Here is a 19,356-nt window from a genome sequence, read left to right on the forward strand (position 1 = left end):
GTAGGTTGATGATGGTATTAGTTATCCAGCCCTAAATCAGACCACATTGCATCAACTTTATCTTTGATATCCTGGTCCATCACAATGGGAGTACCCCATTCACGGTCTGTTTCGCCAGGCCATTTATTGGTGGCATCAAGCCCCATTTTTGATCCTAGACCAGCCACCGGTGAGGCAAAGTCAAGGTAGTCGATAGGGGTATTATCTACCATCACGGTATCGCGAGTTGGATCCATACGGGTGGTGATCGCCCAAATTACATCGTTCCAGTCACGACAATTCACGTCTTCATCCACAATGATAATGAACTTGGTGTACATAAATTGACGTAGGAACGACCAGGCGCCCATCATTACACGCTTGGCATGACCAGGATACTGCTTGCGAATGGAGATCACCGCCATGCGGTAACTGCATCCCTCCGGTGGAAGGTAGAAGTCAATAATTTCAGGGTATTGCTTACGCAAGATTGGCACAAACACTTCGTTTAGCGCCACACCAAGCATGGCAGGCTCATCGGGTGGACGGCCGGTATAGGTGCTGTGATAGATAGCGTCGCGGCGCTTGGTAACATGCGTAACGGTAAATACTGGAAATGAGTCAGTTTCATTATAGTAACCTGTGTGGTCGCCATAAGGGCCTTCTTCGGCCATTTCATCTGGCTCTATGTAGCCTTCTAAAATAATCTCGCTGGTTGCAGGAACCTCTAGGTCACAGCTTATTGCTTTACACACTTCTGTGCGCTCGCCGCGTAGTAGACCTGCAAAGGCGTATTCACTCATGGCATCTGGTACAGGGGTTACTGCACCAAGGATGGTCACAGGATCGCTTCCGAGAGCAACAACAACAGGGTATCGCTCCCCAGGGTGCTTTTCTTTAAAGTCTTTAAAGTCGAGCGCGCCGCCTCGGTGATCGAGCCAGCGCATAATCAGCTTATTTTTGCCTAGCAGTTGCTGGCGATAAATACCCAAGTTTTGGCGCTTTTGTCTTGGGCCTTTAGTAATGGTTAATCCCCAGGTAACTAGCGGGGCAGCGTCACCTGGCCAACAATGTTGAATAGGCAACTGGGTTAAATCAACGTCATCGCCTGTTAATACAATTTCTTGGCACGCTGGGTTACGCACGGTTTTTGGTGGCATGTTCAGTGCTTGCTTGAACATAGGGATTTTTGAAATGGCGTCTTTAAAGCCCCTAGGTGGCTCAGGCTCTTTTAAAAATGCCAGTAATTCACCAACGTCTCGAAGAGCTAACGGGTCGTCTTTTCCTAATGCCATCGCCACCCGTTTTGGGGTACCAAATAGGTTAGCTAGCACGGGAGTTGAGTTGTTAGTCGGATTTTCGAATAAGATTGCAGGACCGCCTGCGCGTAGGACGCGATCGCAAATCTCAGTCATTTCTAAATGAGGATCGACAGGGTGACTTATGCGCTTCAATTCACCTTCTTTTTCTAGGTGTTTGATGAAGCTACGTAAATCTTTAAAGCTCATGATTCAATATCCAATATAAAGTCCCTGATGGGGCGCACTATAGCATCTTTAACTAAGTGGGTTAAGGCATTTGATCTGAGTCATGCTTGTGATATTCGTTATTCTGACTGATGAGTTCGTATCGACAAGGCGGGGGAAAGGAGTAAGATGAATTGTATGGTCTATTAGCTATGACTTAATTGGAGGGAAAGATGTTGCTCTCTCACCACCAAACAAATCCTGTTTTACGTTTGAATACCTTGTTCGCTGGCGTTTTGTTAGCTTGCTTACCGCTTGGAATAAAGGCAAGTAATACTGCATTAATGACGAGTGTGAATGGTGTATCACAAGTTCACCATAATGACGGCTGGCGTTGGGGTGTTGGTTGGAATAATTATCGCGGCCCGAGCATAGGTATTGGCTGGAGCAATGGTTATTATGACCCATGGCGTCATAATGGGTGGCACGATAGCTATTGGGGTAATGATCCTTGGCGCTGGGGTTATTGGCGCAACAGACATTGGGATAATCGTTACCCTTACCGTGAGCGTTATCGCCAACCTAAAATTATTCAACCTAAAAAAATTGCACCGCCGCAAAGGGTCACGACAAGTATTAGTTACGACGAGGGGCTACATAGCTTACCTGCTAATGCGCGTGTGGTGATAAAAGGGCCACAGACTTTTTATGAGTGGCAGGGCGTGACTTACCAATACGATTGGCAGGCCCAAAGGTACATGGTGGTTCATGAACCAGAAACATTGGTTCAAGAAACATCGATACCAGAAGGACCAGCCTCTACGGCCTCTAAAGAAGAATAAAAATGGCAAGAGTGAAAGAATTTGCGGTGTTGTTTGCAGTTTGCGTGTTAACTCAACATGCTGGGGGACATGGGAATTAACTTCTTCACTCTTGCCGGAACTGGCGTATCTAACTTTATTCTTAATGACTACTCGATAGTGTTTCAGGAGTTGGTCATTAAACTCGTGCAGCTCAAGGCCGCTAATCAAATGTCGTTAATTTATAGCTTTGCTAGATACATATAATAAGGCTCGGCCTCATGCCTGCAGGGCATGTAGCTGATGGTTAAGGCTTACAAGTTGCTGTTGCAGCTGCGCTATCTGTAAGTTGAGTTGTTCACATTGTTGCTGCTTGCTGTCGTTGGCAGAAGACTGCGCAGCCTTAACCCATTGGTAAAGCTTTTTAGACGAGATGCCATGCTCTTTAGCTACATGTGATACTAGTTTGTTGTGATGAATAACCTCATAAACCAGTGTTTGCTGCATGGAAATCTCATGATGCCTGCGACTAGCGGTGACTTGTGTGTTACGGCTTTCAGCACTCGAAGCTCGGTTTAAAAGTGAAGTTAGTGAGTTATTTTCATTATCACTAACCTTGGTGTTTTCACTAGCTATTGGCGCTTTAGTGGTTAGGTTTTGCATTGTACTTCCTTAAATTAAGTTACTGCATTTTGCCGGTTTATAGACTTATTGTTTCTATTAGTCAGTGTCTTACGTAACTGAGTCAGCTCTTATGTAACTGAGTATTTAGGGGCAAAATAACTTTGATGCTTATGTCCTGTGCTTAATGTTGACCGTTAGCGTCTGTTAATTGGCCAAGTGCTAATACCTAAATGACGATAAAAATATTGCTCTTGCTGGTAAAAACGTCGAACTTTCATCAACAAGTCAGACATAGGCAACAGCAATTTTTTACTATTTAAGTTGTGTACTCGCATCATAGTGAACTCCATATATCCTAATGACTACAAGGTGCCGCTTTGCGTTAACATGAAACGATCAGCATTTCGTATTTAGCATTTGCACCTAGACTCAACAGTTAGCGCTTTAAAGCTATCCTTGCTAGCGCTTTGTTCTCCCTGTTTTTTTCTTAACAATGTCATCTCATCCTAATTTGCCCTAGTTCAGGTTAATTTAGGTGAATACCTCTTTAGGGGTATATATAACTATAAGAAAGCTTTGTGCCAACTCGGAAATGTTTTTAAATTCAATAATATCAGTAGTTTACGCTTGCTGTGTTTTTAGGGGGAAAATCAGAGAGCCCAAAATTAGTGCAAATGCACCAATGTTGGACTTTGAAGGGCTGGCTGAGCAGACGGTTTGCCGCAAGCGGCTTAAGCATATTTGGATAGAGTGAGGTGCTACATTAAGAAGGCTGTAGCTAAGCCTAGAAACGCGAACAAGCCGATGACATCAGTGACAGTGGTTAATACCATGCCGCCAGCCAATGCTGGATCAATATTGAATTTTTTAAGAATAAGTGGAATGCCTGCACCGGCTAAGCCTGCTACTGTCATATTGATCAGCATAGCACCGCCGATGAGCCCAGCTAAGGCTATCTCACCTTTCCAAAGCCATACGGCCGCAAATACTAATACTGCCCACATAACCCCATTTAAACAGCCAATGGCTAGCTCTTTGCCAATAAGCCAGCGCGAGTTACTTTGGCCAATATGTCCAAGGGCAATACCGCGGATCACCAGTGCTAAGGTTTGGTTACCTGCAACGCCGCCCATACTCGGCACAATGGTCATTAAGATTGCAATGGTAGCGAATTGCTCAAGGGTGTTTTCGAACATGTTGCTCACCGAGGCGGCAAGTAAGGCGGCAAACAAGTTAATGGTTAACCATAATGAACGTTTGAAGGTACTTTTCACGACGGGGCCGAAGGTATCTTCAGCGTCGTCCATACCTGCCATACCCATCATGTCATGCTCTGCATTTTCACGAATAACATCAACCACATCATCAATGGTGATACGCCCAAGCAGTTTGGCATCGCTATCAACAATGGGTGCAGACATCCAGTCATGGCGCTCGAACAGTTGCGCCACTTCATTAGCTGGCATGTCGACAGGAATGCTCTCTAACTCAATATCCATGACATCGCGCACCGACATACTAGGGTTACAGGTTAATAAATCAGATAGTCTTACACCGCCGAGTACTTGGTCGCGCCTGTCGACTACGTACAGCATGTCTGTGGCATCAGGTAGATGCCCTCGTTGGCGCAGGTATCTAAGTACAACATCAATGTTAACGTCAGGGCGAAGGGTAACTGTATCTGTATTCATTAAACTACCCGCAGTATCATCTGGGTAACTCAATGCTTGTTCAACTCTGTGCCTGTCTTGACTGGTCATTGATTGCAACACCTGATGATAAACGGTATCAGGCAATGAGCGCAGAATGTAGGCGAGGTCGTCGGTATCCATACCGGCGGTTGCTTGCGCTAACCGCTCCGGCGTCATATTACTAATGAGGGCGTCTTTTAGGTCTTCACCAAGCTCTTCTAAGATTTCTCCAGCTTGTTCCTGGTCAATCAATTGCCATAGTACTTGACGGCTGCGAGGTGGGGAAGACTCAAGAATGAGGGCAACGTCTGAAGGTGCCATGTCGTGCAGCATGTTGCGCACGTGGACAAACATGCCGCTTCCTAGGGCCTGGGTGAGTTGATTGAGTCTTTGCTCTGTTAGCTCTGTATCTAAAACTTCGACACCCATTGGTAGACTCTCCCCAAAAAAATTTTGCTAATGGTAGCTTATCAAGTCGAGTACCACTAATTCATTTTTATGATATTGATGTTAAAAATTCGCTTGTATCACAGAGGGTTAACTGTTTTCCTCGAACTTAGCATCAATCAATGCGCTTACTGCATCGAGTGCAGCCTGAGCATCATTACCGCTAGCTGTGAGGGTAATGGTTTTTCCTACACCGCTTTCCAACATTAATAGCCCTAATACGCTGGCTGCGCTTGCTTGCTTGTCGCCATGGATAAGCGTTATTTCGGCGTCGAATTTCGCAGCTAGGGTTGCTAGTTTAGTTGCTGCGCGAGCGTGCAGCCCGAGCTTGTTAGATATGGTTATTTGTCGTTGCAGCATAGGGTTGTGCACTTTTTATAAGTATAGGCTAGCTTTGTGCTGGCGTGCTTAGCTCGCGGTGACTCACAAGTATTTTGTGTTTGATGTGCGTGCTAAGGCGTTTTGCTACTTGTTCAGCAATAAACACTGAGCGGTGTTGACCACCAGTACAACCTATCGCGATGGTGACATAGCTGCGGTTGTTACGCTCAAGTTGCGGCATCCAGGTTTCGAAAAAATTGTCGATTTGCAGAACAAACTTACCTACCTGAGGTTGCTGATTAAGGAAATTTTGTACCCCTTTGTCTAGGCCTGTTAGTGGTCTTAGCTCAGGCTCCCAGTGAGGGTTAGGTAGAAAGCGCACATCAAACATAAAGTCTGCTTCTTTAGGCATACCATATTTAAAGCCAAACGAGTTGATATTGATCACCAGTTCACGGTCGACACTGCCAAGCAAAATTTCTCTAACCTTGTCACTGAGCTCATAGATGTTGAACTCGGAGGTATCAATAAAGTGGTCAGTTATATTCGAAATAGGCTCGAGTAATTTACCTTCTTGAATTATGGCGTCTTGCAAAGACAGGTGTTGCTTAGACAATGGATGTAAACGGCGCGTTTCGCTATAACGTTTGAGTAGCACTTTGTCGTTCGAGCTCAAAAAGAAGCTAGTGATACTGATATCGGCTGGTAATAGTTGTAGCTGAGCCTGCAGTACTTTTCCTTGCTCCTTTATGTTGCGCACATCAACGCTAATCGCAATAAGCTCATGTGAGCCTTTAAGCTGCTCAAGCAATGTATTGATCAATGGGATCGGCAGATTGTCGACACAGTAGTAACCTAAGTCTTCTAGCACCCTAAGTGCAACGGACTTTCCTGAGCCTGAACGACCTGAGACGATAACCAGTTTCATTGAGCGATCACCTGATAGAGTTGAGTTTTATCTGTTGATTTACGTAACTGTTTGAGTGTTTGCTTGTCATTAAGTTTTTCTGCAATATAAGCCAACGTCGCTAAATGTTGCTGACATTGATCTGACGGTACAATAAGCGCAAATAGTAAATCGACAGGCTTGTTGTCGATGGCATCGAAATCAATTGATTCATCGCACTTGATAAACACCGCAATGGGCTGCTCGATATTGTCTAAACGACCGTGGGGAATCGCGATACCATTGCCTATACCTGTACTACCTTTTTTTTCACGAGCGACAAGACTTTCGAAAATTTCTTGTGCTGAAAGGTCTGTGTATTGCTCTGCTGCGATTTCGCTAATGAGTTGCAATACCTTTTTTTTACTGCCCGGAGTGGCACAGGCAGTGCACTCCGGCTGCAGGATGGTACGAATTTCCATCATTAATGCTTGGTTAGCTTCTCTTTATGTTTGATTACCTGGCGGTCAAGTTTGCTGATCAAAGAGTCGATTGCAGCATACATGTCGCTATGTTCAGAAGTGGCGAAGACTTCTCCTCCACTAAGGCTGACTTTAGCCTCAGCCTTTTGTACTTGTTTGTCGACATTTAGGATAACGTGCACATTGTTGATTTGCTCAAAATGACGTTCTAGTTTGGCAAATTTACTGTCAACATACTCTCTGAGTGAGTCAGTTAACTCAATGTGGTGCCCCGTTAGGTTTATTTGCATATATCGTCCTCCTTTGATTGAGCTTATAAGCTCTTACGTTGGTTTGAGGGCGGGATAAGCATTGCTTCACGGTATTTCGCTATCGTACGACGAGCAACATTAATCCCTTGCTCCGCTAACAGTTGTGCCATTTTGCTATCGCTTAATGGCTTTTTCTGATTTTCAGCGGCGACCAGCTTTTTGATAAAGGCGCGAATAGCTGTAGATGAGCATTCGCCACCGTCATCTGTGCTGACATGGCTTGAGAAAAAGTATTTGAGTTCAAACAGACCGCGTGGCGTATGCATGTACTTTTGTGTGGTAACCCTGGAAATAGTGGATTCATGCATCTCGACGGCCTCAGCAATATCGTTGAGTACCATTGGTTTCATGGCTTCTTCACCATATTCAAAGAAGCCTTGTTGGAACTGTACGATACAGTTGGCCACTTTTAACAGGGTGTCATTACGGCTTTCTAGACTCTTAATGAACCATTTAGCCTCTTGCAAATGACCGCGAATAAACTGGCTGTCAGCCTGGCTTTTGGTGCTACGAGCCATAGAAGCGTAATGCTGATTGACACCAATTTTTGGCATGTTGTCAGGGTTAAGCTCCACGACCCAGCGGCCATTTTTCTTTAATACTGACACATCAGGTATGACATATTCATCATCACTAGGTGTGATTGCCGCACCAGGCTTTGGATTCAATGATTGGATCAGGTGAATTGCTTCCCTAAGTTCATCTTCTTTAAGCTTGGTTTTACGCATAAGTAAACGAAAATCACGGCCAGCAATTAGGTCGAGATAGTTGGCAATCAACATACGCGCATTGTCAATATGAGGGGTGTCATTAGGAAATTGCGCTAACTGTATAAGCAGGCACTCACTTAGATCGCGCGCAGCAACGCCAATGGGGTCAAAATGCTGAATACGTTTAAGTACTGCTTCAACCTCTTCTAGCTCAACCTCTTCATCGCCCATGGCGCTAAGGATATCTTCGGTGCTTTGGGTTAAATAGCCTGTATCGTCAATGGCATCGATAATGGCGGTGGCGATGGCTAAATCGGTATCAGAAAAAGGAGTGAGGTTTTTTTGCCATTCTAAATGCTCGTATAGACCTTCTGTGGTCTCGCCTTGAAATGGCATATCATCGTCGCGTGATCCAGAGCTGGTTGCGCCAGTGCTGGCAACTGGTGAGGCTGTATAGACTTCATCCCAGGTGGTGTCCATTGGCAGCTCGTCAGGCATAGATTCTTTATTGAGCGAGTCTGCGAGATCAACGTTGGAAGTGTCTGTTTCAGCAGACTTTTGGCTTGCTTCACTAAAATCGGTATCAGCTTGATCTTGTTTGTCTTTTGAGGCGTCTTTACCGTCGTAAAATTCTTCTTCTACTTCAAGCAGTGGGTTAGAGTCTAATGCTTGTTGTATTTCTTGTTGTAGCTCCAATGAAGACAGCTGCAGTAGGCGAATTGCCTGTTGCAGTTGTGGGGTCATAGTCAGGTGTTGACCCATTTTGAGCTGTAGTGACGCTTTCATTTACCACTTATCCCTAGGTATCGTATAAGAGACACACATTAATGCTTGTAATTGGCTTCCTTAGGAGAGACTGGATTGGTACTCAGTCGAAGCTAATGCTGTCGCCGCCCATGTAGTTGAGCGAGCGAAACCAAAACATCAATAACTATAGCTTGAATTGTTCACCTAAGTATACTGCACGAACTTGCTGATCGCTCAAGATCTCATCTGGTGTCCCCTCGGCAATTAAGTTGCCCTGGCTCACGATATAAGCATGCTCACAAACATCGAGGGTTTCACGCACATTATGGTCAGTGATCAACACCCCTAGACCACGAGATTTGAGTTGCTGAATAATTTTCTTGATGTCGATTACCGAAATTGGGTCAACCCCCGCAAATGGTTCATCGAGCAAGATAAATTTCGGGTTTGCAGCCAGTGCCCGGGCAATTTCTACTCGGCGACGTTCACCGCCTGATAATGCCATACCTTGGCTATCGCGAATGTGAGTGATATGGAATTCTTCGAGTAAATGTTCAAGTTCTTCAACACGTTGCTCTTTAGTTAGCTCTTTACGTGTTTGTAAAACTGCCATGATGTTGTCGTGTACAGTTAGCTTACGGAAGATGCTTGCCTCTTGGGGTAAGTAACCAATGCCTTTGCGCGCACGCAGATGCATTGGATCAGAAGTTAAATCATCGGCATCAATTAAAATGCGCCCGTGGTCGCTTTTTACAAGTCCAACAACCATGTAAAAGGTAGTGGTTTTACCTGCACCATTTGGGCCCAGTAGACCAACAATTTGCCCAGTGGAAACCGATAAGCTTACGTCTTTCACTACTTGGCGGTTCTTATAGCTTTTAGCCAGGTTTTCAGCCGTTAAGGTGATTTGCTCTGTCATTACTTAGCCTACTGATTACCTTGTGTTGATGGCTCTTGCTGTTGTTCTATTCGCGTTTGCGGCTCAGGCTGCTGCTCGACAGGCGCTTGCTCTGACGGATCTTGGAAGTTCTCTGGCTGGATAATGGTTATCACTCGCTCATCGCCCTTACTTTGGGCTATGAGTTCTTGCTTATCAATGTTGTAGCGAATGATATCGCCTGTCACCTGACTGCCTGCTTGGTCAAGCTTAGCCTTACCTGTTAGCGTCAAGGTGGTGCTTGCGAGGTCGTAGCGTACTTCAGAGGCGCTAGCGGTACCGATTTTACCGTCGTCTAACTCTTGTGAAAAAGTCGCAGGGTTACCAGTGGCGACTAAGGTTTTGGTTACAGAGTTATCAGAAGTAAATGCGCGTAGTTCATCTGCTTGAATATTGATTGAACCTTGAACCACAGTCACTGGACCATAAAAAATGATTTGGTTATTTTTTATATCTGCCTTTTGGCTAACTGAGCTAATTTTTACTTGCTGCTGTAAGTCGCCTTCTTTTGCTTCAAGGGAGCTCATTGGGCTAACAAACCCAAGGGCAACAATTGCTGAAGCCAACAACATCTGGCGTGGATTAACGTGGTTCATAACGTCCTTCTACCTGACTAAGTAGTGTTAATTCTTGAGTATTTAGGTCTGCATGTAAACCTAAACCTTGAATTTGAAAGCCTTTGCCCTCGATAAATACCGCTGATTTAGAGGTGCCAATTAAGGTATTTAAATCCAATTGTATCTGTTGTGTGCTCAGCGATTGCAAAGGCTCATCAACGTCAACTGCATCAATAAGTACATCTTGGCTGAGCGTCACCACATCTTTATTTTTATCTAATTGACCTTTGCTAGCACTCAGTTGCCATTGTGCTTCGCCATCTTCAGGAAACACCAGATAAACAGGGTCAGTAAAGTGAGTCATGTTAGTCGACTCAAAATGCTCCATGTGTTTAGCACTCACTCGGCTTTCGATCTGCCCTAAATCATTAAAGGTGGTGGTTTTAAGATCGTTAGCGATAAACTCTGGGCGGTCGACACCTGAGTCGACTTTTAGAGCTTGCTCGTTACGCTTGGCTTGTACTTGCCAATAGAGAATAAGCGCGGCGCTAAAAAACGCGATGATGGCGAGGGTGACTCGGCTCATACACTCATACCGTGAGCGCTAGCCAGTTTATCTTGGCTTTGCAAAAGTAGATCGGTTAACTCACGCAGCGCGCCGTGACCACCGTTAATACTGGTTGTCATATCACAGTGTTGCTTAACAAACGGGTGCCCGTCAGCGACACAAACTGATAGACCTACCGCCTTCATAACGGGTAAGTCCACCATGTCATCGCCAATATAGGCCACTTGCTCTGGTGTAACTTGATACAGCTCAAGGAGTTCTTTAAATGGCACAAACTTGTCGTCAATACCTTGGTAGATATGAGTGATGCCCAACGCAGTCATACGGTTTTCGACAATCTGCGATTTGCGACCTGTGATCACAGCAACTTGAATGCCGCTGCCAAGCAGTGAGCGCACTCCATAGCCATCACGGGTGTGGAACGCTTTAAGCTCTTCGCCAGCATTGCTGAGGTAGATACGGCCATCTGAAAATACGCCGTCTACGTCGCAAATAAGTAGTTTGACTTGCTGGGCCTTTTGCCAGATTTGGTCACTAACTGGACCATATAAACTTTGAGGCATTAAATTACTCCTGCTTTAACCATATCGAGCATGTTCAATGCGCCAATAGGTTGGTGGTGCTCATTAACCACAATCAAGCCGTTGATGTTCTTATCATCCATCACCTGTAACGCTTGCGCGGCCAAAATTCCTGCCTGGATAGTCACACAGTTTGGCGTCATTACCTGTGCAATTGATGTGTCTCTTAGATTGACCTGGGCATCGATAACGCGGCGTAAATCACCATCGGTAAAAATACCGACCAGCTTGTTACTGCCATCAACTACGCCCGCCATACCTAAGCCTTTTTTAGTGATTTCATAAAGGGCATCGGTAATGGTGATGTCTTGCTTCACTAGCGGCAGGCGCTCGTCTTTATGCATCACATCGTCAACTTTCAATAATAGCTTTTTACCTAATGAGCCGCCTGGGTGCGATAGCGCGAAGTCATCGCGAGTGAAGCCGCGTGATTGCAGTAATGCTACAGCTAGGGCATCACCCATTACCAGAGTGGCTGTGGTGCTTGATGTAGGTGCTAAGCCTAATGGACAAGCTTCTTCTGGTACCTTGATGCACAAATGCAGCTTAGCCAGTTTTGCCATATTGGATTCTGGCTTCCCCGTTACCGCAATAACAGGTACGCCCATACGCTGGATAACCGGCATCAGAGTTAGAATTTCACTTGACTCACCTGAGTTTGAAATTGCCATCACCACATCGTTTTTAGACAGCGCGCCCAAATCACCATGGCTTGCTTCACCCGGATGAACGAAAAATGCTGGAGTGCCTGTACTGGCGAAGGTAGCTGAAATCTTATTGCCAATGTGACCAGATTTGCCCATACCCATGACAACCACTTTGCCTTTGCACTGCAAAATGAGTTCGCAAGCCTGACCGAAAGCGTCAGAATCGACATATTGGTAGAGGTTTTCTAATGCCTTTTTTTCAATATCAATAACGTTGCGACCCCATTGTCGCAATTGAGTTTGACTCGTCATGGGTACTCTCTTAATAAATTGTGCTGCTTATCATCTATTGAGATTGAAAAACGATGAATTGATAAGCAATAAAGGTAATCAGCAATAATATACCGTGCCAACGAGTAAGCTGCTTTTTAGCGCCGGTTGACAGTACAAGCACGGCTAATGCGGTGCTGGTGCCAAGTACCATATAAAAATCGCGTCCACTTGCCGCTGCGTCAATCGCACCCGGTGCAATCAACCCTGGTAATGCTAAGACTGCAAGTATATTAAATAAGTTCGATCCAACAATGTTACCTATTGCAAGGTCATCTTCTTTCTTGAGCACACCTGCAACACAGGCAGCTAGCTCTGGTAAGCTAGTGCCGACTGCAATAATGGTTAAGCCAATCACTAGGTCTGAAAGACCAAAGTACTTGGCGATGCCTACTGCACCATCAACCATCCAACCAGCTGAAAGCGGTAATAATATCATGCCAACGATTAGCCATATAATAGCATGAAGTGTTGGTACATTATTTGGGATTTCGGCTTCAATATCGTCATCTAACTTATCAGCTGTGTCTTTATTGACTGCTTGATAGATGAAGTAGCCCATAATGGCAAAGAAGGCGACGAGTAAAATGATGCCATCAACACGAGATAGTTGTCCGTCATGTAGCAAATAGCCCGCAAGTGCAGTTGCTGCAAGCATCAACGGAATTTCTCTTTTTAACGTGGTTGAGCTAACGGCAATTGCGCCGAATAACGCGGTAATACCCAAAATTAATGTAATGTTGGCAATGTTGGAGCCAAGCACGTTACCAATGGCGGTATCTGTCATACCATCAGCAGCGGCGGTACCTGCCACTAGCATCTCAGGGGCTGAGCTTCCCATGGCTACAATGGTTAAACCAATCAACATTGGCGGCAAGCCAAGATTGCGCGCAAACGCCGCTGCGCCATAAACAAACCGGTCAGCGCTCCAAACAAGAACGAGCAAACCAATAATAAGTAAACCAATATTGAGTAGCATGATGGGTGATGTATCCAAAAAGGTGATGTATCTAAAAAATTTGTAGCGCGCATTTTCGCTGGAATTTTAGTAAAAGGAAAGTGCTGCGATAGCCTATGAATAACTTATGTTTATATTTTGTTGAGCTCGATAACTAAATTGCGTACAATTTTATTTCTATTTGCCAGGTAGGGCGAGCATTAATTCCACATGTCCCAGCAGTCTCATGAGCAACAATCCCCGTTAATCCAAATCCGTAACCTTGGTTTTAGCCGCGGTGAGCGCGTCATATATCAAGATATTTCTTTAAATATCCCACAGGGCAAAATCACCGCGATTATGGGGCCCAGTGGTATCGGTAAAACTACCTTGTTGAAGCTTATTGGTGGTCAGTTAACACCCGACTCTGGCCAGGTGTTATTTGACGGCCAAGACGTTCATGCATTAAGCCGTAATGAGCTTTTTAGTTTGCGTAAACGTATGAGTATGTTGTTTCAAAGTGGCGCGTTGTTTACCGACATGACGGTATTCGACAATGTGGCGTTTGCGCTGCGTGAACACAGTGGATTACCAGAGGAAATCATCCGTAAACTGGTATTGATGAAGCTACAAGCTGTTGGGCTTCGCGGTGCCAGCCAGATGATGCCTAATGAACTGTCCGGTGGTATGCAGCGCCGAGCTGCGCTGGCAAGAGCGATTGCGTTAGAGCCTGAGTTAGTGATGTACGATGAGCCGTTTGCAGGCCAAGACCCTATTTCGATGGGGATGTTAGTTAAGCTGATTAAAGAGCTGTCTGAGTCATTATCGCTAACCTCTTTGGTGGTATCCCATGATGTTGCTGAAGTAATGGAGATTGCTGACTATGTGTATGTTATTGCCGACAAGAAAATTATCGCTCATGGCGCTCCGGAGGCGTTAAGACAAGCAGCTAACCCGCAATTGCAGCAGTTTTTACAGGGCAGCCCTGATGGCACAGTGCCGTTTCACTACCCTGCAGCAGATTATCGTCAGGAGTTATTAACCGATCATGATTAATGCTATTTCTGCCGTTGGTCGCAGCGCAATTAATACTGTATCTGGCTTAGGTAGAGCTGGATTGATGCTTTGGGGAGCGATAGCTCAAGTGCCTAACGTACGCAAAGGCTGGCCTTTACTGGTAAAACAGCTTTATGTACTGGGCGTACGCTCGATGGTGATTATTTTGGTATCAGGCCTATTTATCGGCATGGTACTAGCGCTGCAGGGCTACACTATTTTGGTGGACTTTGGCACTGAAGAAAGTCTTGGCCCTATGGTGGCGCTGAGTTTATTAAGAGAGCTTGGCCCTGTGGTAACTGCATTGCTATTTGCTGGCCGTGCGGGTTCAGCATTGACTGCAGAGATTGGCTTGATGAAATCAACTGAGCAGTTATCAAGTTTGGAGATGATGGCTGTAGACCCACTCAGGCAAGTTATCGCGCCGCGTTTTTGGGCAGGTATGATCTCGCTGCCGCTGCTGTCTGTTATGTTTTCACTAGTAGGTATCGCAGGCGGGCATTTAGTTGGCGTTGAATGGAAAGGCATTGACCACGGCGCTTTTTGGTCTATTTTGCAGGCATCGATTGAGTGGGAGCAAGACATAGTTAACACCGTCATTAAAAGTGTGGTGTTTGGTATTGTTGTCACCTGGATTGCTCTATATCGAGGCTATGAAGTTGAGCCAAATCCTGAAGGCATTAGCCGCGCGACAACATCTACAGTGGTGCAATCAAGCTTGGCTGTTTTAGGGCTAGATTTTCTGCTCACTGCATTGATGTTCGGCAGCTAATTTTATTGATATAGGCACTGCTATAAAGGGCGCTGCAAAGTTAATTATCTTTTGTTACAAAACCAAGCATTCATCAGAAATGTGTAGGTTCATAATAGCCATTAAGTTTTATTTACTATCTAGTTTGTTTTAAGTGGTTTTAGCGTATGTTTACAAGGAAGCTCGAGTTAGCCGTTGGGGTATTTTTACTATCAGGATTGATAGCATTTTGCGTGTTGGTATTTAACGTGGCCAATGTAAAAGTGCAGTCTGACAGTGATACTTATCAACTCGTGGCAGAGTTTAATAATATTGGTGGCTTAAAAGTGCGTTCACCAGTAAAAGTTGGCGGCGTGGTTGTAGGGCGTGTGAGCGACATTACTCTTGATGATCGCAAGTTAGTGCCCATTGTCACGTTAACCATGGATAAGCGTTTTGACCAGTTCCCTGACAACAGCAGTTTGTCGATTCTAACGTCTGGTTTGCTTGGCGAGCAGTTTATTGGGTTAACTCCAGGCTTTATGGATGATGAATCCGAGTTACTACAAGATGGTGACAGAGTGTATGACACCCAAGGTGCGCTCATCCTAGAAGACTTAATTGGTCAATTTTTGTATAGCATGTCATCGAGTGATAAATAGGAGTTACCTCATGCCGTTGTTTCAAAAGCCTATGCATCGATTATTTGGGCAAGTATTACAAGCTCCGTTTACTGCGTTCATGTCGGTCATCTTGGTTTTAGCGACTTTACTGAGCGTTACAGCTCAAGCTGAAGAAGTTGATCGCACTGACCCGTACAAGTTAGTTGAGCAAGTTGCCGACAAAACCTTTGGCCGTTTTGCCGCAGATAAAGCGATAATTGACCAAGATCTAGGGCATTTAAAAGTGATTGTTGAGCAAGAGCTTATGCCTTATGTGGATTACAAATACGCGGCTTACAAGGTGATGGGCCAGTATGTTCGTGAGTCTTCTAAAGAGCAGCGCAGCGAGTTTGTTGAAGCGTTTAAAGGGTATTTGATTGCGACTTATGCCCAGGCACTTACAGAATATACCGATCAAACCGTCGAGTTTTCACCAGCTCGTGATTTCAGCAATGAAAAGATTGTCGAGGTGAGTGTACAGATAGTCGAGAATGGTCGTCCGCCAATTAAATTAGTGTTTAAAGCAAGACGTTTAAAAGACAAAACCTGGAAAGCATTTGATCTGGTTGCTGAAGGGGTCAGTTTATTAGCCTCAAAGCGCTCAGAAATATCTAACCTTATTCGTCAGCAAGGTATTGATAACGTAATACAAATGCTCAACGACAAAACTCAGCAAGATATTACCGCTGAATAGCCATCAATTTTAGAGCCGAAATGTCATGGCGCAGTTTCAACAGCAAAACCAAAGTGTATATGTCAGCGGCCGCTTAGCGCAGCGGGATGTCACGCAATTGTGGTCTAGGCGCGATCAACTGTTTACTCGTGAAGCGCAGGTGGTAGACTTGTCCGCCTTAGAATATACCGACAGCGCAGGCATTGCGTTGTTATTGTCATTGAAAAGCCCAACGGCAGGCTCGCAGGCATTGAAATTAGTTAGCCCGAGTCCACAATTACAAAAGATGATTGCCCTGTACGATCTGGGTGACTTTTTCGAATAAATACAGAATTTACAAGGTGTATCCATATGGATTGCAAAGAGATAGAGCAATTGGTGTTAGCTGCCATTGACGCAGAAGAAGTGCTTGTTACTCAAGACGGTAGTCACTACAAAGTTATCGCTGTAGGTGAAATGTTTGATGGCATGAGCCGCGTTAAACAGCAACAAACGATTTATGCACCGCTATCTGAGCATATTGCCAGCGGTGCATTGCACGCACTAACCATTAAGACATTCACGCCGACTCAATGGAAGCGTGAAAAAATGTTCAACATGTAAGCCTGAGAGTTATTTTGGATAAATTAACCATTAAAGCCAGCCAACCACTCGCTGGTAATGTGACCATTTCAGGCGCTAAAAATGCAGCCTTGCCTATCTTGATGGCTGGCGTACTAGCTGAGACCGATTTCATTGTCTCAAACGTTCCAAACTTGCGTGACGTCAACACCAGTTGTGCCTTGCTGCGCTGTTTAGGCGCTGAGGTTGAGCAGTATGACGATGCTCGCATTCGCATCTCAACCGATAACCTTAACGAATACTGCGCGCCGTACGATCTCGTTAAAACAATGCGCGCGTCGATATTGATTTTAGGGCCTTTGCTTGCCCGTTACGGCACCGCTGATGTGTCACTGCCAGGTGGCTGCGCCATTGGCGCTCGCCCAGTTAACTTGCATCTTCATGGCCTTGAATTAATGGGCGCGAAAATTGAAGTTGAAGAAGGCTACATTAAAGCGCGGGTTGATGGTCGCCTAAAAGGCGCACATATCTTTATGGATATGGTGAGTGTTGGCGCAACTGAAAACCTACTCATGGCTGCCGCACTGGCTGATGGCACCACGGTAATTGAAAACGCAGCCCGTGAGCCAGAAGTAACAGACTTAGCTAATTGTCTGGTTGCCATGGGCGCAAAAATTTCAGGTATTGGCTCAGCAACACTGACCATTGAAGGTGTTGAAAAGCTTAATGGCTGTGAATATCGCGTCATGCCAGACCGTATTGAAACAGGGTCATTCTTGGTTGCTGCAGCGGTCACTCGCGGCAGTATTCGTTGTGAGTCTGCCGACCCTAAAGCATTAGAAGCTGTGTTATCTAAACTTGAAGACGCTGGCGCCAAAATCACCACAGGTGACGATTGGATTGCGCTCGATATGCAAGGCAAACGCCCACAAGCGGTTAATATTAAGACGGCGCCATATCCAGCATTTCCAACAGATATGCAGGCTCAGTTTTGTGTATTAAATGCCTTGGCTGAAGGTACGGGGCGGGTGACTGAAACCATTTTCGAGAACCGTTTTATGCACGTGCCTGAGCTTAGCCGTATGGGCGCGAAAATGGAGCTTGAAGGTAACACCTGTATTATTGAAGGTGTAGAAGGGTTAAGTGGTGCTCAGGTAATGGCAACCGACCTTCGTGCATCGGCAAGTTTGGTGATTGCAGGCTTAATGGCTGAAGGCATTACAACCGTTGACCGCATCTATCATTTAGATAGAGGCTATGAGCATATTGAAGATAAGTTCAAAGGCTTAGGCGGTGAAGTCACTAGAATTAAATAACAAGTCACTCGCATTAAACAAAAGGTCACACGACTGAAATGGGCTGACAACCATATACTCTTTGTCGAGTTCAAAGCCAATAGTGAAAGCCACAGACATTGTTCTGTGGTTTTTTGTTTTCGCTGAGTTGATTATTGTTGCTGTTAGTTAGCGGCGTTAAATAGGAGAGTTCTTTTCGCCAACGGTAACGACAAGCTGCTGCACTTGACCCTTGCGAATAATAGAAAGGGTTGCTTCAGTACCGGGTGTAGACTCGGCAATTCTATCCATCAGTAAGTCAGTACCAGGAATGACTTCGTCATTATAATGAGTGATAACATCGCGTGGCTGCAGATCAGCATGTGCTGCTGGCCCATCTGGGTCAACGCCAGTAATCACCACACCATTTAGGTTAGGTAGGTTCAGGATTTGCGCGACCACGGGATTAACCGGCTCGCCGGTGAAGCCTAAGGCGCCGCGGATCACACGCCCGTGTTGGATAAGTTTCCCCATAATGCTATGGGCGAGTTTGATTGGAATGGCAAAGCTAATACCGTTGTTGCCACCTTCACCACCTACAGTAAATGCTGCTGTATTAATACCAATTAGCTCACCACTGGTATCAATTAGGGCGCCGCCAGAGTTACCGGCGTTAATTGCAGCATCAGTTTGTAGAAAATCGAGATAGCCAGAGCTTAAGCCATTACGACCTGTGGCGCTAATAATCCCTTGGGTAATGGTTTGGCCAATATTGTATGGATTACCAATCGCTAACACCACGTCACCAACTAACGCAGGGTTATTAAGGTTGATTGGTACTAGCGGCAGGTTATCGCCTTCAATTTTTATCACTGAAAGGTCGGTTTCAGGATCTGAGCCGACTACCTCTGAAGTGAACCTACGACCATCTTGCAGCGCGACCACGATTTCGTCTGCTTGTTTAATGACGTGATAGTTAGTCAGGATATAGCCTTCTTTACTCATAATCACCCCAGAGCCAAGCTCTTGCAGGGCGCCAGAGTTGATCGGCCGAGATTGATCAATACTCAAGCTATAAATATTGACCACGGCGGGGGCGGCGCGGCGTACAGCATTGGCAAAGGATAAGCCCTCACTGCGCTTGGTGGTTGATTTAAACCCAGAGCTAAATGAATCACCGTTCAAATATGCTGTTAGCCCAAGAAACATTGCGGCCATGATTAAGCCGAAAACGATAGCTTTAGCAAAATAGATGAAGGTGCTTTTGATATTCATGGGACAGGTTTTATTGGGCCGAGACCGCAGATGGTAGCACTTTTATAAAAAATAAGCACTGAAACTCATGGGTTACAGTGCTTATTTATCAAACAAAACAATTG

At 45.3% G+C, this 19,356-nt stretch carries 24 protein-coding genes; 8 read left to right on the forward strand and 16 right to left on the reverse strand.

All coding sequences use genetic code 11. From position 1 onward, the window contains the following. Nucleotides 1-17: 17 nt before the first annotated feature. Nucleotides 18-1,487, reverse strand: a complete 1,470-nt coding sequence (gene ubiD / locus G3R49_RS02380) for a 4-hydroxy-3-polyprenylbenzoate decarboxylase (protein WP_167868536.1) — start codon at nucleotides 1,485-1,487, stop codon at nucleotides 18-20. Nucleotides 1,488-1,678: 191 nt separating this feature from the next. On the opposite strand from ubiD, the gene G3R49_RS02385 reads away from it, so the two are divergent. Continuing rightward, a complete protein-coding gene (locus G3R49_RS02385; RefSeq protein WP_167868537.1) occupies nucleotides 1,679-2,287 on the forward strand; it encodes a hypothetical protein in 609 nt (202 codons plus the stop codon). Between the two features lie 237 nt (nucleotides 2,288-2,524). Here the strand turns inward: G3R49_RS02385 and G3R49_RS02390 are convergent, their stop codons facing one another. The 14 genes from G3R49_RS02390 to G3R49_RS02455 all read right to left on the reverse strand — a co-directional run bounded on the left by G3R49_RS02390 (nucleotide 2,525) and on the right by G3R49_RS02455 (nucleotide 13,063). After that, nucleotides 2,525-2,908 (reverse strand): transposase, encoded by a 384-nt coding sequence (locus tag G3R49_RS02390; protein WP_167868538.1) that lies wholly within the window; start codon nucleotides 2,906-2,908, stop codon nucleotides 2,525-2,527. Between the two features lie 155 nt (nucleotides 2,909-3,063). Beyond that, nucleotides 3,064-3,207, reverse strand: a complete 144-nt coding sequence (locus G3R49_RS02395; protein WP_167868539.1) for a hypothetical protein — start codon at nucleotides 3,205-3,207, stop codon at nucleotides 3,064-3,066. A 420-nt stretch (nucleotides 3,208-3,627) separates the two neighbouring features. Further along, nucleotides 3,628-4,989 carry a magnesium transporter gene (gene mgtE, locus G3R49_RS02400; protein ID WP_130598614.1) on the reverse strand — a complete coding sequence of 454 codons (1,362 nt, stop codon included), beginning with the start codon at nucleotides 4,987-4,989 and terminating at the stop codon, nucleotides 3,628-3,630. Nucleotides 4,990-5,097: 108 nt separating this feature from the next. Further along, on the reverse strand, nucleotides 5,098-5,367 hold the full coding sequence (locus tag G3R49_RS02405) for an HPr family phosphocarrier protein (RefSeq protein ID WP_130598612.1): 270 nt from the start codon (nucleotides 5,365-5,367) through the stop codon (nucleotides 5,098-5,100). Between the two features lie 28 nt (nucleotides 5,368-5,395). Continuing rightward, the gene (gene rapZ, locus G3R49_RS02410; protein ID WP_130598610.1) at nucleotides 5,396-6,256 is read right to left on the reverse strand and encodes an RNase adapter RapZ; all 861 of its coding nucleotides are present in this window, start codon (nucleotides 6,254-6,256) and stop codon (nucleotides 5,396-5,398) included. Further along, on the reverse strand, nucleotides 6,253-6,696 hold the full coding sequence (ptsN, locus tag G3R49_RS02415) for a PTS IIA-like nitrogen regulatory protein PtsN (RefSeq protein WP_167868540.1): 444 nt from the start codon (nucleotides 6,694-6,696) through the stop codon (nucleotides 6,253-6,255). The genes rapZ and ptsN overlap by 4 nt, the downstream gene beginning before the upstream one ends. Before the next feature lie 2 nt (nucleotides 6,697-6,698). Further along, nucleotides 6,699-6,986, reverse strand: coding sequence for a ribosome hibernation promoting factor (gene hpf, locus G3R49_RS02420; RefSeq protein WP_130598606.1), 288 nt, complete (start codon nucleotides 6,984-6,986; stop codon nucleotides 6,699-6,701). A gap of 23 nt (nucleotides 6,987-7,009) precedes the next feature. Continuing rightward, entirely contained in the window at nucleotides 7,010-8,503 is a 1,494-nt protein-coding gene (locus G3R49_RS02425; protein WP_167868541.1) for an RNA polymerase factor sigma-54, read from the reverse strand. 145 nt (nucleotides 8,504-8,648) lie between these two features. Further along, complete coding sequence (lptB, locus tag G3R49_RS02430; protein WP_130598602.1) at nucleotides 8,649-9,383, reverse strand: LPS export ABC transporter ATP-binding protein; 735 nt, start codon at nucleotides 9,381-9,383, stop codon at nucleotides 8,649-8,651. Between the two features lie 8 nt (nucleotides 9,384-9,391). Beyond that, the gene (lptA, locus tag G3R49_RS02435) at nucleotides 9,392-9,973 is read right to left on the reverse strand and encodes a lipopolysaccharide transport periplasmic protein LptA (protein ID WP_245335254.1); all 582 of its coding nucleotides are present in this window, start codon (nucleotides 9,971-9,973) and stop codon (nucleotides 9,392-9,394) included. A 10-nt stretch (nucleotides 9,974-9,983) separates the two neighbouring features. Further along, nucleotides 9,984-10,544 carry an LPS export ABC transporter periplasmic protein LptC gene (lptC, locus tag G3R49_RS02440; RefSeq protein ID WP_130598600.1) on the reverse strand — a complete coding sequence of 187 codons (561 nt, stop codon included), beginning with the start codon at nucleotides 10,542-10,544 and terminating at the stop codon, nucleotides 9,984-9,986. After that, a complete protein-coding gene (gene kdsC / locus G3R49_RS02445; protein ID WP_167868543.1) occupies nucleotides 10,541-11,089 on the reverse strand; it encodes a 3-deoxy-manno-octulosonate-8-phosphatase KdsC in 549 nt (182 codons plus the stop codon). The genes lptC and kdsC overlap by 4 nt, the downstream gene beginning before the upstream one ends. Next, a complete protein-coding gene (locus G3R49_RS02450) occupies nucleotides 11,089-12,066 on the reverse strand; it encodes a KpsF/GutQ family sugar-phosphate isomerase (RefSeq protein ID WP_167868544.1) in 978 nt (325 codons plus the stop codon). Before G3R49_RS02450 ends, kdsC begins: the two co-directional genes overlap by 1 nt. 34 nt (nucleotides 12,067-12,100) lie before the next feature. Then, nucleotides 12,101-13,063 (reverse strand): calcium/sodium antiporter, encoded by a 963-nt coding sequence (locus G3R49_RS02455; protein WP_130598594.1) that lies wholly within the window; start codon nucleotides 13,061-13,063, stop codon nucleotides 12,101-12,103. A 189-nt stretch (nucleotides 13,064-13,252) separates the two neighbouring features. On the opposite strand from G3R49_RS02455, the gene G3R49_RS02460 reads away from it, so the two are divergent. The 7 genes from G3R49_RS02460 (at nucleotide 13,253) to murA (ending at nucleotide 18,019) form a co-directional block, all read left to right on the forward strand. Further along, nucleotides 13,253-14,077, forward strand: coding sequence for an ATP-binding cassette domain-containing protein (locus tag G3R49_RS02460; RefSeq protein WP_130598592.1), 825 nt, complete (start codon nucleotides 13,253-13,255; stop codon nucleotides 14,075-14,077). Further along, entirely contained in the window at nucleotides 14,070-14,849 is a 780-nt protein-coding gene (gene mlaE / locus G3R49_RS02465) for a lipid asymmetry maintenance ABC transporter permease subunit MlaE (protein ID WP_130598590.1), read from the forward strand. The genes G3R49_RS02460 and mlaE overlap by 8 nt, the downstream gene beginning before the upstream one ends. Nucleotides 14,850-14,995: 146 nt before the next feature. After that, nucleotides 14,996-15,469 (forward strand): outer membrane lipid asymmetry maintenance protein MlaD, encoded by a 474-nt coding sequence (gene mlaD / locus G3R49_RS02470; RefSeq protein WP_167868545.1) that lies wholly within the window; start codon nucleotides 14,996-14,998, stop codon nucleotides 15,467-15,469. A 79-nt stretch (nucleotides 15,470-15,548) separates the two neighbouring features. Beyond that, nucleotides 15,549-16,163: a phospholipid-binding protein MlaC gene (locus tag G3R49_RS02475; protein ID WP_167868894.1), complete on the forward strand. Its 615-nt coding sequence runs from the start codon at nucleotides 15,549-15,551 to the stop codon at nucleotides 16,161-16,163. Between the two features lie 25 nt (nucleotides 16,164-16,188). Then, nucleotides 16,189-16,467: a lipid asymmetry maintenance protein MlaB gene (locus G3R49_RS02480; RefSeq protein WP_167868546.1), complete on the forward strand. Its 279-nt coding sequence runs from the start codon at nucleotides 16,189-16,191 to the stop codon at nucleotides 16,465-16,467. 26 nt (nucleotides 16,468-16,493) lie between these two features. Further along, nucleotides 16,494-16,745, forward strand: coding sequence for a BolA family protein (locus G3R49_RS02485; RefSeq protein ID WP_167868547.1), 252 nt, complete (start codon nucleotides 16,494-16,496; stop codon nucleotides 16,743-16,745). 14 nt (nucleotides 16,746-16,759) lie between these two features. Continuing rightward, complete coding sequence (gene murA, locus G3R49_RS02490; RefSeq protein WP_167868548.1) at nucleotides 16,760-18,019, forward strand: UDP-N-acetylglucosamine 1-carboxyvinyltransferase; 1,260 nt, start codon at nucleotides 16,760-16,762, stop codon at nucleotides 18,017-18,019. Between the two features lie 156 nt (nucleotides 18,020-18,175). Here murA and degS read toward each other — a convergent pair whose 3' ends face one another. After that, entirely contained in the window at nucleotides 18,176-19,252 is a 1,077-nt protein-coding gene (degS, locus tag G3R49_RS02495) for an outer membrane-stress sensor serine endopeptidase DegS (protein ID WP_130598574.1), read from the reverse strand. Nucleotides 19,253-19,356: the final 104 nt, after the last annotated feature.

This window comes from Shewanella sp. WXL01 (genome assembly GCF_012263345.1).
In the GTDB taxonomy this organism is placed as follows: Bacteria; Pseudomonadota; Gammaproteobacteria; order Enterobacterales; family Shewanellaceae; genus Shewanella; species Shewanella maritima.

Excerpts from the sequence above, each read along its gene's own strand:
- ubiD (WP_167868536.1), bottom strand. The coding sequence starts at position 1,487 with ATGAGCTTTAAAGATTTACGTAGCTTCATCAAACACCTAGAAAAAGAA.
- G3R49_RS02385 (WP_167868537.1), top strand. The coding sequence starts at position 1,679 with ATGTTGCTCTCTCACCACCAAACAAATCCTGTTTTACGTTTGAATACC.
- G3R49_RS02390 (WP_167868538.1), bottom strand. The coding sequence starts at position 2,908 with ATGCAAAACCTAACCACTAAAGCGCCAATAGCTAGTGAAAACACCAAG.
- G3R49_RS02395 (WP_167868539.1), bottom strand. The coding sequence starts at position 3,207 with ATGATGCGAGTACACAACTTAAATAGTAAAAAATTGCTGTTGCCTATG.
- mgtE (WP_130598614.1), bottom strand. The coding sequence starts at position 4,989 with ATGGGTGTCGAAGTTTTAGATACAGAGCTAACAGAGCAAAGACTCAAT.
- G3R49_RS02405 (WP_130598612.1), bottom strand. The coding sequence starts at position 5,367 with ATGCTGCAACGACAAATAACCATATCTAACAAGCTCGGGCTGCACGCT.
- rapZ (WP_130598610.1), bottom strand. The coding sequence starts at position 6,256 with ATGAAACTGGTTATCGTCTCAGGTCGTTCAGGCTCAGGAAAGTCCGTT.
- ptsN (WP_167868540.1), bottom strand. The coding sequence starts at position 6,696 with ATGGAAATTCGTACCATCCTGCAGCCGGAGTGCACTGCCTGTGCCACT.
- hpf (WP_130598606.1), bottom strand. The coding sequence starts at position 6,986 with ATGCAAATAAACCTAACGGGGCACCACATTGAGTTAACTGACTCACTC.
- G3R49_RS02425 (WP_167868541.1), bottom strand. The coding sequence starts at position 8,503 with ATGAAAGCGTCACTACAGCTCAAAATGGGTCAACACCTGACTATGACC.
- lptB (WP_130598602.1), bottom strand. The coding sequence starts at position 9,383 with ATGACAGAGCAAATCACCTTAACGGCTGAAAACCTGGCTAAAAGCTAT.
- lptA (WP_245335254.1), bottom strand. The coding sequence starts at position 9,973 with ATGTTGTTGGCTTCAGCAATTGTTGCCCTTGGGTTTGTTAGCCCAATG.
- lptC (WP_130598600.1), bottom strand. The coding sequence starts at position 10,544 with ATGAGCCGAGTCACCCTCGCCATCATCGCGTTTTTTAGCGCCGCGCTT.
- kdsC (WP_167868543.1), bottom strand. The coding sequence starts at position 11,089 with ATGCCTCAAAGTTTATATGGTCCAGTTAGTGACCAAATCTGGCAAAAG.
- G3R49_RS02450 (WP_167868544.1), bottom strand. The coding sequence starts at position 12,066 with ATGACGAGTCAAACTCAATTGCGACAATGGGGTCGCAACGTTATTGAT.
- G3R49_RS02455 (WP_130598594.1), bottom strand. The coding sequence starts at position 13,063 with ATGCTACTCAATATTGGTTTACTTATTATTGGTTTGCTCGTTCTTGTT.
- G3R49_RS02460 (WP_130598592.1), top strand. The coding sequence starts at position 13,253 with ATGTCCCAGCAGTCTCATGAGCAACAATCCCCGTTAATCCAAATCCGT.
- mlaE (WP_130598590.1), top strand. The coding sequence starts at position 14,070 with ATGATTAATGCTATTTCTGCCGTTGGTCGCAGCGCAATTAATACTGTA.
- mlaD (WP_167868545.1), top strand. The coding sequence starts at position 14,996 with ATGTTTACAAGGAAGCTCGAGTTAGCCGTTGGGGTATTTTTACTATCA.
- G3R49_RS02475 (WP_167868894.1), top strand. The coding sequence starts at position 15,549 with ATGTCGGTCATCTTGGTTTTAGCGACTTTACTGAGCGTTACAGCTCAA.
- G3R49_RS02480 (WP_167868546.1), top strand. The coding sequence starts at position 16,189 with ATGGCGCAGTTTCAACAGCAAAACCAAAGTGTATATGTCAGCGGCCGC.
- G3R49_RS02485 (WP_167868547.1), top strand. The coding sequence starts at position 16,494 with ATGGATTGCAAAGAGATAGAGCAATTGGTGTTAGCTGCCATTGACGCA.
- degS (WP_130598574.1), bottom strand. The coding sequence starts at position 19,252 with ATGAATATCAAAAGCACCTTCATCTATTTTGCTAAAGCTATCGTTTTC.